Raw genomic sequence first — 14,614 nt, 5'->3', positions numbered from 1 at the left:
AGGGCGCCGTTCCGGGCGCCCTTTTTCGCAACTTAACAAATCGGTCAGACTTTCAGGTTCGGAATGATCTGCTTCTTGCGGCTGACGACGCCCGGCAACACGACCGAGTCGCCCTCGGCGTCGGCATCAAACGACTTCTTGGCAACAGATTTTACCAGGTCGTTCGGCACCAGCAGGGTCGATTCCTCGTTCAGAATGTCGACGACGAACAGCAGCACCTGCTCGACCCCGTCCTCGGCCGCCACCGTGGTCATCGTTTCCATCAGCGAAGCCTTGCGATCAAGCACCGTCGAAGGCGACGTGGTCTCGAGGACGGACACGCGGAACTTGGTGCCATCGACTTCGTATTCCTTCGAGTCCATGCGCAGCAGTTCGGTGTCCGAGAAGGACGACACGTCCGATTTGGCAGCAAACATCTCGGCGGCATAGGCGGGGATGTCGATGCCCAGATCGGCGGCCAGTTTCTCGGCTACGGCCTTGTCGTGCGGCGTTGTGGTGGGCGAGCGGAACTCAAGCGTGTCCGACAGGATGCAGGTCAGCATCGCGCCTTTGACCCAGTCGGGCATTGCGACGTCACCCATCAGGTCGTGCATGATCGTCGCGGTGCAGGCGACGGGGCGGATGGTGATGTCGATCGGACCCTTGGTTTCCAGACCGCCGACCAGCTTGTGATGGTCGATGATTTCCAGCACATCGGCGCCATTGATATTGGCAGGCAGTTCGGCGGGGTTGTTCGTGTCGACAATCACGACCTGCGCATCGTCTGCCACATCCGAAATGATCGCGGGCTTGGGCAGGTCCCATTTGTTCAGAAGCCAGGCCGCTTCGGTGTTGGGTTCACCCAGAAGCACTGCCTCGGCTTTCTGACCCTTCACTTCATTCAGATACCAGGCCCAGATAATGGGCGAGCCGGTCGAGTCGGTGTCGGGGGATTTGTGGCCAAAAACCTGAATGGTCATGTCGGAATCATCCATCTTTTCTACAGAATTTGCCGCCTTATATGGAGCCGCCCGCAGCTTGTCACTAGGGGCAGGACCATCGGTCGCGGACAGAAGATCGGGTGCGATGGCTTGACCCGACAATAGGAGTCATGCCAGTTTGCGCGCACCAAGCAAGGAGTGCCCCGACAATGGACAAATCGGCCTGACCGACCAGCCCCGCCACAATCAGTTCTGGCGAAGAAACCCTGCTTGGAGGACCCTGACAATGGACACATGCATCCAGCCCATTGGCTGATCGCCGCCGCAAAAGTTGCGGCTATTTTACCTGTCTTCAGGAGTCACAAATGACTGACAAACCCGATAATCCCGCCAAGGCGGGTGCAGCCCCGCTGCGCAATTCACTTTCTCCGGGGGCGCATCCGCAATCGCGCAATCCCTTCCACCGCCCACACCCGCGCAAGGGACGAAAATCCGCTAACGCAACATATCGCGCGGATCGCCGCCCGATCCCGCTGCCCGGAAAAAGTCGCGGCCGGGGATAGCCGAACAAACCAGGGGAGCAGCGGCTGATGTCGCTGTTCCCACCTGTGCGCCGCAATTAGCCCGGAGAAATTGCAAGTCGGGTGACCGAAAACCCCTGATCCCGCAAAAGCGCCAAGACCCCCTGCCCACCAGGCAAATGCAACGCGCCCACAGCAACCACCGAGGGTGTTTTTGACATTGCCGGGGCCAGCACCTCGACCCAGGCTTGGTTACGACCGTCAATCAGGTCGCGCTGAATATCCTCGAACATATCGGCAGCACGTTGCTTGTCCGCTGCATCGGAGATGAGCGCCAAGGCACTGTCGATCGTGTATTCCCAGAACAGTTGCAGGGTTTCATCTCTGTACATCGCAACAATGGTGCCCGGCTCATTTGCGCCATGCAGATCGAAATCAAGCGACAGTGACCATTTCAGCATCTCGACCTGCTCGTCCAGCGGGTCTCCGGCCATCAGGTCAAAAAGGTCTTCGGCATTGTCCAAAGACCGTATCGCCAATCCTTTGTTGACGGCCCAGTCCTCGACCATGACGTCAAGACCGGGCTCGCCGGCCTGCAAACCGACCAAGGCGCATTTTGGCATCGACAGGACAGTTCCCAACAGCCACGGCTGGTATTTCGCAGCCATGAAAGGCGGCAATCCGACCTCTTGCAGCCGGGGCAATAGCTTGGCCCAGAGATCCTCGCCCAATCGGTCGATCAGCGACGGGCCTTCGGTGATCAGCGTGCGGCTGGGATCAGCACCAAGATAGGTCTGGAACGCGCGCTGATCATCCGAGGTCAGTTCGAGAAACAGGGTTGTTGGGGCCTCTGCCAAACGGTCGACGGCGGCAACTGTTGCTGCGTGACGCGTATCCGGAAAGTGCATCGTTCCTACAATGATGGACGTGACACCGCCCTTTTCGACCTGCCACAGGATGCCTTCGTGAAACGGGGCGCGGGCAGATTTTTCTTCAAGCCGCGCCTGGTCCTCTTCGGACAGGCTGTCAAAACTGGATGGCCCTTCGCAGGCGGCGTGAACGGGCCCGGACAGGCTTGCCAATAGGCAGGTGGCAAAAACCAGTTTGTGGGCCAGGTTCATGTCGATGCTCCCTCTTGTATATGCCGGTGCCACCCACGGTAGCGAAGTGCCCCGCGCCTGCAATCCCGAACTGCCCAAGCCACGTAATGGCATTGGCAGCCCGCCGCCCCTTCGCTAGGGTCCGCCCATGGCACGGATCAGCGAAACCGACCTCTATGGCCCTGTGAAAAACTGGCTTCTTGCCGAAGGCTATGACGTCAAGGCCGAGGTCCGTGACGCCGACGTCGTGGCAGTTCGCGACGGTCAGCCGCTGATCGTGGAACTGAAGACCGCTTTCACCCTGACCCTGTTACACCAGGCGGTGACACGTCAGACTGTGTCAGATCAGGTTTATGTCGCCGTTCCGCGCTGGAAGGGGCGTGCCGCCTGGCGCATGTTCAAAGGCAATATCGGCCTGTGCAAGCGCCTGGGTCTTGGGATCGTTTCGGTCGATCTGACCGATGGGTCCGTGCAGATTCACCACCATCCGCGCCCCTACAAACCGCGCCGCAATACAGCCAAGACACGGAAGCTGATGGAAGAGTTCGCCCGACGCGAAGGCGACCCCAATACCGGCGGTACCAACGGCCAGATCGTGACCGCCTACCGACAGGATGCCGAGAAGTGCCGGGACTACCTGCGTTTGCATGGGGCCAGCAAAGGGGCCATCGTCGCAAGGGAAACCGGTGTCAAACGCGCGACCACAATCATGCGCGCCAACCACTACGGCTGGTTCGAAAACGTGGCGCGCGGCGTTTATGACCTGTCGTCTGCCAACTGATCGCTGAGTTTGTCCAATAGTTTGGCCAGCATCGCCTGATCGTCTGGCGGCAGTTTCGCGGCCAGGGCATCCACGGCGCGAAAGTGGCTTTCGCCTGCGTCTCGCAGCTTTGCGCGTCCGCCATCTGTTATCGACACCAGCGTGACACGCCGGTCGCTGGGGTGGGCCTGCCGCGCAACACAGGCTTCGGCTTCCAGCCCATCGACCAGTTGCGTCACGTTTCTTTTTGTCACTGACAGGGCAGATGCGATGTCAACCATTGCCGTGCTGCCGTGCTTGTCCAGCAGTTGTAGCACCTGAACGCGGGCAAGCGATGTCTCGGATCCAGCCATGCTGCGACGCATGAACTGCGAGAAAAGAGGGTGAAAACGGCAAAGCGCGTGCCTCAGATCATGAGCCATTGCAATCCATATAGTGTATGTGTATACGGTATATAATTTCACTATGAATTATCTCACGACAAAAGGGTTTGGACAATGACAGAAGTGGGGAAGGCGCTGGTTTCCGGGGTGACGGGCGGGATCGGGGGACAGGTCGTCGACCAGATGGCATCGCAGGGATGGGATCTGATCCTGATGGCACGCCAGCAAACGCAGGCACAAAAACTGCGTGAAAGGTTGATGCACGAATATCCGGGGCAATCGTTTTGGGCCTATGCTGCAGACATGATGGACCGCGCGTCCTTGTCCGCAACCCTCACGCAGATATCCCACGACCATCCGTCGCTGAATGCGTTGATCAATCTGGCCGGGGTGCTGAGTGGCCAACCGCGTCACAGCGAGGCCGGGATCGAGTGGCATGTCCACGGCAACGTCCTGGCCGCTCATCAGATCCAGGAAGCTTTGCGCGCGTCCCTGGCGCGTGGTGCCGATACGGGCCGAAAATCGGTGGTGCTTCACATGTCGTCGGGCGCTGCCAACGGGGCAAAAGACCCCTGGCGCAAGGGGGGCACACCCAATTTCGGCAAGCCGGGCATGATGGGCGCCTATGCGACGTCCAAGGCGATGATTGCCGCCATGGTCGCCCACGACGCGGCGGAATGGGCCAGCGAGGGCATTCTTCTTAGGGCCGTCGATCCCGGCCCGACGGCAACCGGTATGGCACGTGGCGATGGCGTTCCCGTTCTGGTACGGCCATTTTCCGGGTGGTTCAAAAAACCCGAGACATCAGCCAGACAGATTTTGGCCGCCCTGCCGCCCGAGGCGATGAATGGTGCCAGCGGTCTGTTTGTGGCGCGCGGGCGTCAACGCCGCATGCCCCGCCTTGCCGCGAACACAGGCTTCCAGGACCAGGTCGCCGAGTTCATCCGGCAAAGCGCATGACGCCCCCGAGCCGCTGGAATAGGTACAAATTTCTCAACCACCCCTGTTGACTCGCGCACGGGGCCTTCCTAACTATGCGCCGTTAGCACTCGCCGATTGGGAGTGCTAACGGCTCCGCTGAAGGAGTCAGGGAGACAAAACTAGCATAGGGAAACCTACAAATGGCATTTACTCCGCTGCATGACCGCGTGCTTGTTCGCCGCGTAGAAAGCGAAGAAAAAACCGCAGGCGGGCTGATCATCCCCGACAGCGCCAAGGAAAAACCGGCCGAGGGCGAAGTTGTCGCCGTAGGCGAAGGCCTGCGTGATGACAACGGCGCGCGTATCGCGCTGGACGTCAAAGCAGGTGACAAGATCCTGTTCGGCAAGTGGTCCGGCACCGAAATCACCCTCGACGGTGAAGAGCTGCTGATCATGAAAGAATCCGACATCATGGGCATCATTGCCTGATCGTCGGACCCGGAACATCTAGACAAGGAGAACGTCAATGTCTGCAAAGGACGTGAAATTCGACACCGATGCCCGCAACAAGATGCTGAAAGGCGTCAACATTCTGGCGGATGCGGTGAAAGTGACCCTGGGCCCCAAAGGCCGCAACGTGGTCCTGGAAAAATCCTTCGGCGCTCCGCGCATCACCAAGGACGGTGTCTCGGTCGCGAAGGAAATCGAACTGGAAGACAAGTTCGAGAACATGGGCGCGCAGATGGTGAAAGAAGTCGCCAGCCGCACCAATGACGAAGCCGGTGACGGCACCACCACCGCAACCGTTCTGGCACAAGCCATCGTGCGCGAAGGTCTGAAACAGGTCGCAGCCGGCCTGAACCCGATGGACCTGAAGCGCGGCATCGACCTTGCCACCGCGAAAGTCGTCGAAGGCATCAAAGCTGCTGCACGCGAAGTGACCGACAGCGCCGAAGTCGCACAAGTCGGCACCATCTCGGCCAACGGCGAAGCGGAAATCGGTCGCCAGATCGCAGACGCGATGCAAAAAGTTGGCAACGAAGGCGTCATCACCGTTGAAGAGAACAAGGGTCTGGAAACCGAGACCGATGTCGTCGAAGGCATGCAGTTCGACCGCGGTTACCTGTCGCCCTATTTCGTGACCAACGCCGATAAGATGGTGGCCGAGCTGGAAGACTGCATGGTCCTGCTGCACGAGAAGAAACTGTCGTCGCTTCAGCCGATGGTTCCGCTGCTCGAGCAAGTGATCCAGTCGCAGAAACCGCTCTTGATCATCGCCGAGGACGTCGAAGGCGAAGCGCTGGCGACCCTGGTCGTCAACAAGCTGCGCGGCGGTCTGAAAATTGCTGCTGTCAAGGCACCGGGCTTCGGCGATCGCCGCAAGGCTATGCTGCAGGACATCGCGATCCTGACAGGTGGTCAGGTCATCTCGGAAGACCTCGGCATGAAGCTTGAGAATGTCACCATGGACATGCTCGGCTCGGCCAAGAAGATCGAGATCACCAAGGACGAAACCACCATCGTCGACGGTGCTGGCGACAAAGCCGAGATCGAGGCACGCGTTGCCCAGATCCGCACCCAGATCGAAGACACCTCGTCCGACTATGACCGCGAGAAGCTGCAAGAGCGCGTTGCCAAACTGGCAGGCGGTGTTGCCGTGATCCGCGTCGGCGGCATGACCGAAGTCGAAGTGAAAGAGCGTAAGGACCGCGTCGATGACGCGCTGAACGCAACCCGCGCAGCCGTGCAGGAAGGCGTCGTCGTCGGTGGCGGTGTTGCCCTGGTTCAGGCTGGCAAGGCTCTGCTGGACCTGAAAGGCGCAAACGCCGATCAGGACGCAGGTATCGCCATCGTCCGCAAGGCCATCGAAGCGCCGCTGCGCCAGATCGCCGAGAACGCAGGTGTTGACGGTGCCGTGGTTGCCGGCAAGGTCCGCGAAAGCGATGACGTGACCTTCGGCTTCAACGCTCAGTCCGAGGAATATGGCGACATGTTCAAGTTCGGCGTGATCGACCCCGCAAAGGTTGTCCGCACCGCACTGGAAGACGCTGCCTCGGTTGCTGGTCTGCTGATCACCACCGAAGCCATGGTTGCCGACAAGCCCGCCAAAGAAGGCGCCGGTGGCGGCATGCCCGACATGGGCGGCATGGGCGGCATGGGCGGCATGATGTAATCACGCCTCCCTTCCGGGAATTCGGGAAAGGGCGCCGGTTTCGGCGCCCTTTTTCATTTGCTGGGCCACAAGGGTTGCCTTTCCCGCCGCGATATGGCCCGAGTGGGGCAAATCAGCAAACAGGAGACATCGGATGTCGGTTTTCCATCTGGCCTACAACGTCGGCGATCTCGATCAGGCGCGGGCGTTTTATGGCGACGTTCTGGGGTGTGCTGAGGGGCGCAGCACTGAAACCTGGGTCGACTTCAACTTTTTCGGTCACCAGATATCGCTTCATTTGGGCGCACCGTTCCAGACCGCCAATACCGGTCATGTCGGAGATCATCTGGTGCCGATGCCGCATCTCGGGGTGATCCTGCCAAAACCTGAGTGGGACGAACTGGCCCAGCGGCTGCGCGACAAAGGGGTCGATTTCGTGCTGGAACCCTTCACCCGCTTCGCCGGTGAACCGGGTGAACAATCCACGATGTTCTTCCGCGACCCGTTCGGCAATCCGATCGAGGTCAAGGGTTTCGCCGATATGGACGGAATTTTCGCAACATGATTAACGTCCTGTTTGCCGCCCGCGAAGAACGCTGGCCAACCTACGAAGCCACTCTCAAGGCAGCGTTCCGCGACAAGGGACTGTCTGTCGATCTGCGTCGCGATTTTGCGCCGGGCGACGTTGACTACATCGTTTATGCCCCAAATGGCGACGTGCAGGATTTCACGCCCTATACCCGCTGCAAGGCGGTGTTGAACATCTGGGCCGGAGTCGAGGCAATTGTCGGCAATGCGACCTTGACGATGCCCCTGACGCGCATGGTGGATCACGGGCTGACGCAATCCATGACCGAATGGGTCGTCGGACACACGCTGCGCCATCACCTTGGCATGGACCGCCAGATCCTCAATCAGGACGGCACATGGGATCCGGTCATCCCACCGTTGGCCGGCGACCGGCGCGTCACGGTCTTGGGGGTGGGTAAGCTGGGCATGGCCTGCGGGCGAGCACTGGCGCAATTGGGATTTCCGGTCACCGGCTGGAGTCGGACGCAGAAACAGGACGACCTTGTCCATTGCCTCAGTGGTGAGGCCGGGCTGAGGCAAGCGCTGGCGACGGCGGATATCCTTGTCCTGCTGCTGCCCAAGACACCGGACACTGAGAACGTCATTAATGCCGAAACGCTGGCGCTGATGCCCAAGGGCGCGATCATCATCAATCCCGGCCGAGGCCCGCTGATCGACGATGGCGCGCTTTTGGCAGCGCTGGACACGGGCCAAATCGCACATGCCACGCTGGACGTCTTTCGCGTCGAACCGCTGCCCGGCGACCACCCGTTCTGGAGCCATCCCAAGGTCACGGTCACGCCGCACATCGCTGCCGAGACCCGGCCAAAAACCGCCTCAGAGGTGATTGCCGAAAACGTCCGGCGCGGCGAAGCGGGCGAGCCGCTTCTTTACCTCGTTGACCCCGAAACGGGATACTGACCCACCTTAGTCCTGGCGAAAGATCTTGCCGGGGTTCATGATGTTGTCCGGGTCCAGCGCCCGCTTGATCGTCTTCATCAAGTCCACAGTGCCGCCCAGTTCAGGGCGCAGGTAATCCTGTTTGCCCTGCCCGATCCCGTGTTCACCAGTGCATGTGCCGCCCATCGAGATCGCGGTTTCAGCCAGCCAGCGGGTAAAGTCCTCAGCTGCGGCGCGCTCTTTCGGGTTGTCCTTGTCGACGATGGGCGAGATGTGGAAATTCCCATCCCCGACATGGCCGACCAGAGGTGCGAACAATCCAAGTTCCTGCGCCTTGGCGACGGCGGCATTGACACAATCGGCGAGGCGGGAAATCGGCACACAGGCATCGGTTGCGTGGGCGGAACAGCCGGGTTTGAGCGCCATCGACGCCCAGTAGAAATCATGCCGCGCCTGCCACAGCTTGTTGCGTTCTTCGGCGTTGGCGGTCCATTCAAAACCGGTGCCGCCAACATCTTCGGCGATAGAGCCGAACAGTTCCGCCTGTTCCGCGACCGAGTTTTCCGATCCATGGAACTCCAGCAAAAGCAGGGGCGTCTCGGGCAGGTCCAGCTTGGAATGGCCATTCACCGCCTGCACCGCCAGCGCATCCAGAAGTTCAATCCGGGCGACGGGGATGCCGTATTGAATGGTCATCATCACCGCCTGGCACGCGGCGTCGACGGTTTCGAACGAACAACGTGCAGACGACATCGCCTCGGGGATGCCCTGCAGTCGCAGGGTGATCTCGGTGACCAGGCCCAGGGTGCCCTCGGACCCGACATATAGCCGGGTCATGTCATAGCCTGCACTGGTCTTCTTGGCGCGGGTGGCTGTGCGGATGATCTCACCCTGCGGCGTGACCACCTCAAGCGCGATAACGTTGTCGCGCATGGTGCCATAGCGGACCGCATTGGTGCCGCTGGCGCGAGTTGCGGTCATTCCCCCAAGCGACGCATTGGCACCCGGGTCGATGGGAAAGAAAAGCCCCTGATCACGCAGGTAGGTATTCAGCTGCTCCCGCGTCACCCCCGGCTGCACCACACAGTCCAGGTCTTCGGGATGAACGGCAAGGATCTGGTTCATCTCGCTCATGTCGACGCAGATGCCGCCGGCCGGCGCGTTCACGTGCCCCTCAAGCGAAGTACCGGTGCCGAAACCGATCACGGGAACCTTGTGTTCGGCACAGATCTTGACGATCTCGGCAACTTCTTCGGTCGATTGCGGATACACCACAGCGTCGGCGGGCTGGTTCGGGATCCAAGTGGTGGTATGGGCATGTTGCTCGCGCACCGACTGCCCGGTTTGCAGTTTCTCACCAAATTTCTGCTTGAGAATGCCCAGTGCCGCAGAAATACCGGTTTCGTTGCGCGGCAGATTTGCAACCTTGGCCATGGATCATCCTCCCAATTGTTGTGGCTTGCTAAACGAGTTAAGCGTTCAAGGCACGGCGGTCAATCAGATCGGCGGGGTCAATTGCCAAAAGCCAACCCTTCGCGACGGGGGTCCGCTCCGCCAGACAGTTTTCGAGGCCCGCCCGAACCAATCGCGATCACGTGCAGACCCGAATTCATGTCGACCTGCCGGACCTTGTATCCCAGCGCCTCAAGGTCGGGGACCAGCGCGTCATCCTCAACAGAATAGGTGCCAAAGCGGTTGATCCGGTTGGGCAACGAAACCGCCTGTTGCGGATCCAATCCCCAGTCGATCATCGCGATCAGGGTCTTGGCCACATAACCAATGATCGAGCTTCCACCCGGCGACCCAGCAACGATTACAGGCCTGCCATGCTTCAACACGATCGTCGGCGCCATGGACGATCGCGGCCGTTTGCCCGGTTCGACGCGGTTCGCAACCGGCACCCCGTCGCGATGCGACCTGAACGAGAAATCGGTCAACTCGTTGTTGAGCAAGAACCCTGCCGCCATCACGCGGCTGCCAAACCCGTTCTCGATCGTCGTGGTCATCGACAGGGCATTGCCATAGCTGTCGACGATCGAGATATGCGAGGTCGCCGGATACTCAATCGCATCATCATCAGCCCAGATCAACGCGTGGTCGAACTCTGGCGCGCCCGGCGCAACAGTCGGCAAAGCGTCGTCGCGGTGCAACATACCAGAGCGCGTGGTCAGGTAGTCGGGATCCAACAGCCCCTTGACCGGAACAGGCACAAAATCACTGTCGGCCAGATAGCGCCCCCTGTCGGCAAAGGCGAGCCGAGAGGCATCTCCGATCAAGCGCCAGCTTTGCGGATCGTCAGGGCCCAACGCAGCCATGTCGAAAGGTGCCAGCAGCCCAAGGATCTGACCCACGGCAACCCCGCCGGAAGACGGCGGCCCCATGCCGCAGACCTCATGGCCACGGTAAGCCACGCAGACGGGCGGGCGTTCCTTCACCGAATAAAGCGCCAGATCAATTGCACTGAGAGCGCCGGGACGGTTGGCGCCGCGCACCGCATCCACGATCTGGTTGGCAATCGCGCCCGAGTAGAAGGGCGCTGCGCCAATGGTGGCAAGGGTCGTAAGGCTGTCGGCATAGGCTGGGTTTTTCAGGATGTGCCCCTCGGCCACCGGAACACCGTCGGGCAGGAAATAGTCCGCCGTGGCGGGATGCTGCGCCAGCTGTGCCGCATCCCGCGCCACAGATGCCGCCATGCGAGGTGACACGGCGAATCCGTTTTTTGCGTGGTCGATAGCCTCGTCAAAAAGGTCGGGCCAGGAAAGGCGCCCCCAGCGACGATGCACCTCTTCCATCAGTTTCGGGGTGCCGGGCACACCAACCGACAACCCGCCGATCACCGCATCGAAGAACCCCAGAGGTTCGCCGTCGCTGTCCAGAAACAGCCGAGGCGTAGCAGCCAGAGGCGCGGTCTCCCGACCGTCCAGCGTCGTGAGCAAGCCAGTTGCCGCGTCGTACCACAGAAGAAAGGCGCCGCCTCCCAGACCCGAGCTTTGCGGCTCGACAAGACCCAGGACCGCCTGCACCGCCACCATTGCATCCGCAGCGGTGCCGCCCTCGGACAACACCCGCGCGCCTGCGGCCACGGCAAGCGGATGGGCGGCGGCCACCATCCAGTTTTCCGCGGTGACAGGCTGTCCCGCGTCCTTGGCCGTTTGCGCCGCGCGCAACAAGCCGATTTGCGTCGCCCCGGTCCGGGTCGCGCTTTCGGGCGCGACGCTGTCCGCGGCCTCCTGCGCCACAGCCGCCCCTGCCGTAAGAAGAAGCAATCCCGCGATGACCGATTTCAGCATGTCGACCTCCTGACCTCTGCCACCTCAGGCTATCAAATGGAGCGCCTGCGGCGCACAGGTTTTTTGGATGAGGGGCGCCGCCCCTCAATCTCCCCGAGGTATTTCAGGCAATGGGAAGGGCCTAACGGCAGTAGGGTCCGCTGCGATAGCGCGCCACGTCAAAGTGGAAATGGTCCTTGTGATAGCGGTCGGCTTTTGGACCAAGGACCGTTCCGAACGGGCCGCAGGCGGATTTGTGCATCTTGGCCAGGATACGCCCGCGTTTGCCCTTGCCCCAGTCATCAAGCACCGAAATATGACTGCCATCCACCAGTTTGACCGCCGAGATGTCGATGGCCCGCCCTTTGCCGTGTTCCGAGATCTTGGCACCACTCTTGTTGTTGCGGGTCCGGCAGGAATACCCCGCCGCAACCTTCAGTTCCTCGATACCACCACCAAACCGGCCCACGGATTTCCTGGCACCATTGTCGACCCAGGACTTCAGCGCCTTTGCCGTCTGGCATTCCATGACCGCCGGGGTCGAGAGGGTCACGCCCGACACCGAATAAAGCCGGACCGCGCCCGACTTGATTCCGCAACCGTTCATCTTGCCGGGGACATTGCCGATCACGACGCCCTGCAGATCACGGTCCTTGCAGACTGCGCCGGGGCCCGAACGCGCGACTTTGCGCGGAGCAGAAGTTGTGCGACCCACCGCCCCGGATTCGGCGGCATCCCGGCCGACTGGAAGCGCTGCGGGTGTAGCTGGGGGCGCTGTATTCCGTGGTTTCGGCGCGGTCACCACTGCCGCGGTCGAAGCTGATGCCACTGACGCCGCAACTGTATTCGTCCCGCCTTGCCACGGTTTTGTATCAGCAATTCCACGTGGACGCAGAACCGGGCGCAGGGACACGTTGGGGGCAAGGCTGGGCAGCGCGACAGGAAAGACGTCCTCGCGTGCGACCGGGCGCAGCGAGCGATCCGGCGCATTGGCTGCCGCGACCGTCGCCAGCAGAGCTGTGGCGGTTATGGCCGCCAGCCGTTTCACGTTTTCTTGCCGGACCGACCAAAATCGGGCGCGGCCGTATCCTGGCCCGCTTCGATGATCCCCCGACGGATCGCCCGCGTGTGGGTGAAATAGTCAAACAGCTGATCACCGTCCCCGGTGCGGATAGCCCGTTGCAACGCAAACAACTCTTCCGTGAAGCGACCAAGGATCTCAAGCGTGGCTTCCTTGTTGTTCAGAAACACGTCGCGCCACATGGTGGGGTCGCTGGCGGCGATCCGGGTGAAATCCCTGAAACCCGCAGCCGAGTACTTGATCACTTCACTATCGGTCACGCGGCGCAAATCATCTGCGACGCCGACCATCGTATAGGCGATCAGGTGCGGCGCGTGGCTTGTGACCGCCAAGACCAGGTCATGGTGGTCAGCGTCCATTTCCTCAACATTTGCGCCCATTCCTTCCCACAATGCGCGCAGCTGCGAAGTGGCTGCCGGTTCGGTGCCATCGACGGGCACAAGCAGGGTGAAGCGGTTGTCGAAGAGTTCGGCGAAACCGGATTCGGGGCCGGAATGCTCGGTCCCGGCCAACGGGTGAGCCGGAATGAAATGGACCGTTTCGGGCAGATGCGGGCCAACCGCGTCGATCACAGCGCGTTTGACCGAGCCAACATCCGAAACCGTCGCGCCGGGCTTCAGATGCGGGGCGATATCGGCTGCGACCGAGGCCATTGCCCCGACTGGAACGCACAGGACGACAAGATCAGCATCCCGGACCGCGTCCGCGGCGCTGTCGCAAACCTCGTCGCACAGTCCGATCCGGCGGGCCGTTTCGCGTGTGGCCTCGGACCGGGCGTATCCGGTGACCTCATTTGCAAGCCCACCGCGCTTGATCGCCCAGAACATCGAAGAGGCAATCAACCCAAGCCCGATCAGGGCAACGCGGTTGTAAACCGGCGCCGTCATGCGGTGTCGCCTTTGAACTGCCCGACGATATGGGCCACCCGGCGGCACGATGCCTCGTCCCCGACGGTGATCCGCAGGCAGTTCGGCAGGCCATATCCGGTCACCCGGCGCACGATCACGCCCTGCGCCTTCAAGAAGTCGTCACAGGCCTCTGCTTCGGCCCGATCCGAGAACCGTGCAAGGATGAAGTTGGCCGTCGACGTGTCGGACGGCACCCCATGCTCCATCAGCGCCTCGGCAAGCCAGGCCCGCCACTTGGCGTTGTCAGCACGGCACTTGGCGACGAAGTCCTGATCCTTGACTGCAGCTTCGGCGACCGACAGCTGGACCGTGGACAGGTTGAACGGCTGGCGGACCCGGTTCAGCACGTCGATGATCTCTTTCGGGCCGTAGCCCCAGCCGATACGCAATCCGCCCAGACCGTAGATCTTGGAAAAGGTCCGGGTCATGATCACGTTATCGCGGGACTCGACCAGCGCGGCACCGCCGTCGTGACCTTCGACATATTCTGTATAGGCACCGTCGTGGACCAGGATCGCCCCCTTGGGCAGGCCATCGGCCAGGCGCGCGACCTCGTTTCCACCGATCATCGTCCCGGTCGGGTTGCCGGGATTGGCGATGAACACGATCTTGGTCCGCCGGGTGCAGGCGGCCAGGATCGCATCGACATCGACCACGCGTTCGCGTTCCGGCACGACGACGGGTTTCGCACCAACCATTTTGGCCAGGATCGGATACATCGAGAAGCCGTGTTCGGTATAGATTACCTCGTCACCCTTGCCGGCATAGGCCTGGGCGATGAATTGCAACACCTCGTCCGAGCCCGCACCGCAGATGATCCGGTCGGGGTCAAGCCCATGTACATCGCCGATCGCAGCGCGCAGCGATGCGTGGTCGGTCGAGGGATAACGATGCAGGTCCAGCCCCGACTTGGAATAGACGGACTTGGCCACATCGGAACAGCCATAGGGGTTTTCGTTCGACGACAGTTTGACCACGTCCGCGACGCCCTCGACATGGGATTGGCCGCCCACGTACAGCGCGATGTCCATGATACCGGGTTGCGGAACTATTTTCGTCATCGAGAAATCTCCTTGTCGGGGCTTACTAGCCGCAGGCCGAACCAGAGGAAAGACAGAACCGGTCGTTCG

Annotated in this window: 14 protein-coding genes; 6 read left to right on the top strand and 8 right to left on the bottom strand. The window is 61.2% G+C overall.

Translation table 11 applies throughout. From position 1 onward, the window contains the following. Positions 1-44: 44 nt before the first annotated feature. On the bottom strand, positions 45-959 hold the full coding sequence (locus JQ863_RS05550; RefSeq protein ID WP_204113316.1) for a manganese-dependent inorganic pyrophosphatase: 915 nt from the start codon (positions 957-959) through the stop codon (positions 45-47). Positions 960-1,539: 580 nt separating this feature from the next. Next, a complete protein-coding gene (locus JQ863_RS05545; protein ID WP_204113315.1) occupies positions 1,540-2,562 on the bottom strand; it encodes a TraB/GumN family protein in 1,023 nt (340 codons plus the stop codon). Between the two features lie 127 nt (positions 2,563-2,689). Between JQ863_RS05545 and JQ863_RS05540 the strand changes: the two genes are divergently transcribed. After that, positions 2,690-3,322, top strand: a complete 633-nt coding sequence (locus tag JQ863_RS05540) for a DUF2161 domain-containing phosphodiesterase (protein ID WP_204113314.1) — start codon at positions 2,690-2,692, stop codon at positions 3,320-3,322. Here JQ863_RS05540 and JQ863_RS05535 read toward each other — a convergent pair. Beyond that, positions 3,298-3,654 (bottom strand): MarR family winged helix-turn-helix transcriptional regulator, encoded by a 357-nt coding sequence (locus JQ863_RS05535; protein ID WP_204113313.1) that lies wholly within the window; start codon positions 3,652-3,654, stop codon positions 3,298-3,300. The genes JQ863_RS05540 and JQ863_RS05535 overlap by 25 nt on opposite strands. 144 nt (positions 3,655-3,798) lie before the next feature. Between JQ863_RS05535 and JQ863_RS05530 the strand changes: the two genes are divergently transcribed. The 5 genes from JQ863_RS05530 (at position 3,799) to JQ863_RS05510 (ending at position 8,247) form a co-directional block, all read left to right on the top strand. Continuing rightward, positions 3,799-4,644: an SDR family NAD(P)-dependent oxidoreductase gene (locus tag JQ863_RS05530; protein ID WP_204113312.1), complete on the top strand. Its 846-nt coding sequence runs from the start codon at positions 3,799-3,801 to the stop codon at positions 4,642-4,644. A 161-nt stretch (positions 4,645-4,805) separates the two neighbouring features. After that, positions 4,806-5,093, top strand: a complete 288-nt coding sequence (gene groES, locus JQ863_RS05525) for a co-chaperone GroES (protein ID WP_204113311.1) — start codon at positions 4,806-4,808, stop codon at positions 5,091-5,093. A 37-nt stretch (positions 5,094-5,130) separates the two neighbouring features. Next, complete coding sequence (groL, locus tag JQ863_RS05520; protein ID WP_204113310.1) at positions 5,131-6,777, top strand: chaperonin GroEL; 1,647 nt, start codon at positions 5,131-5,133, stop codon at positions 6,775-6,777. Between the two features lie 133 nt (positions 6,778-6,910). Continuing rightward, positions 6,911-7,321: a VOC family protein gene (locus tag JQ863_RS05515; RefSeq protein ID WP_204113309.1), complete on the top strand. Its 411-nt coding sequence runs from the start codon at positions 6,911-6,913 to the stop codon at positions 7,319-7,321. Further along, positions 7,318-8,247, top strand: coding sequence for a 2-hydroxyacid dehydrogenase (locus JQ863_RS05510; protein WP_204113308.1), 930 nt, complete (start codon positions 7,318-7,320; stop codon positions 8,245-8,247). The genes JQ863_RS05515 and JQ863_RS05510 overlap by 4 nt, the downstream gene beginning before the upstream one ends. A gap of 6 nt (positions 8,248-8,253) precedes the next feature. Here JQ863_RS05510 and JQ863_RS05505 read toward each other — a convergent pair whose 3' ends face one another. From JQ863_RS05505 to hisC, 5 genes are all read right to left on the bottom strand, one after another. Next, positions 8,254-9,660 (bottom strand): FAD-binding oxidoreductase, encoded by a 1,407-nt coding sequence (locus tag JQ863_RS05505; protein ID WP_204113307.1) that lies wholly within the window; start codon positions 9,658-9,660, stop codon positions 8,254-8,256. A 77-nt stretch (positions 9,661-9,737) separates the two neighbouring features. Then, positions 9,738-11,516, bottom strand: a complete 1,779-nt coding sequence (gene ggt / locus JQ863_RS05500) for a gamma-glutamyltransferase (protein ID WP_204113306.1) — start codon at positions 11,514-11,516, stop codon at positions 9,738-9,740. Between the two features lie 121 nt (positions 11,517-11,637). Beyond that, on the bottom strand, positions 11,638-12,543 hold the full coding sequence (locus tag JQ863_RS05495) for an extensin family protein (RefSeq protein ID WP_204113305.1): 906 nt from the start codon (positions 12,541-12,543) through the stop codon (positions 11,638-11,640). Then, the gene (locus JQ863_RS05490; protein WP_204113304.1) at positions 12,540-13,463 is read right to left on the bottom strand and encodes a prephenate/arogenate dehydrogenase family protein; all 924 of its coding nucleotides are present in this window, start codon (positions 13,461-13,463) and stop codon (positions 12,540-12,542) included. The genes JQ863_RS05495 and JQ863_RS05490 overlap by 4 nt, the downstream gene beginning before the upstream one ends. Beyond that, the gene (gene hisC, locus JQ863_RS05485; protein ID WP_204113303.1) at positions 13,460-14,545 is read right to left on the bottom strand and encodes a histidinol-phosphate transaminase; all 1,086 of its coding nucleotides are present in this window, start codon (positions 14,543-14,545) and stop codon (positions 13,460-13,462) included. Before hisC ends, JQ863_RS05490 begins: the two co-directional genes overlap by 4 nt. Between the last annotated feature and the right edge of the window lie 69 nt (positions 14,546-14,614).

This window comes from Shimia biformata (assembly GCF_016888515.1).
Classification (GTDB): Bacteria; Pseudomonadota; Alphaproteobacteria; order Rhodobacterales; family Rhodobacteraceae; genus Shimia_A; species Shimia_A biformata.
This window is presented reverse-complemented; position numbering and strand designations above follow the sequence as displayed.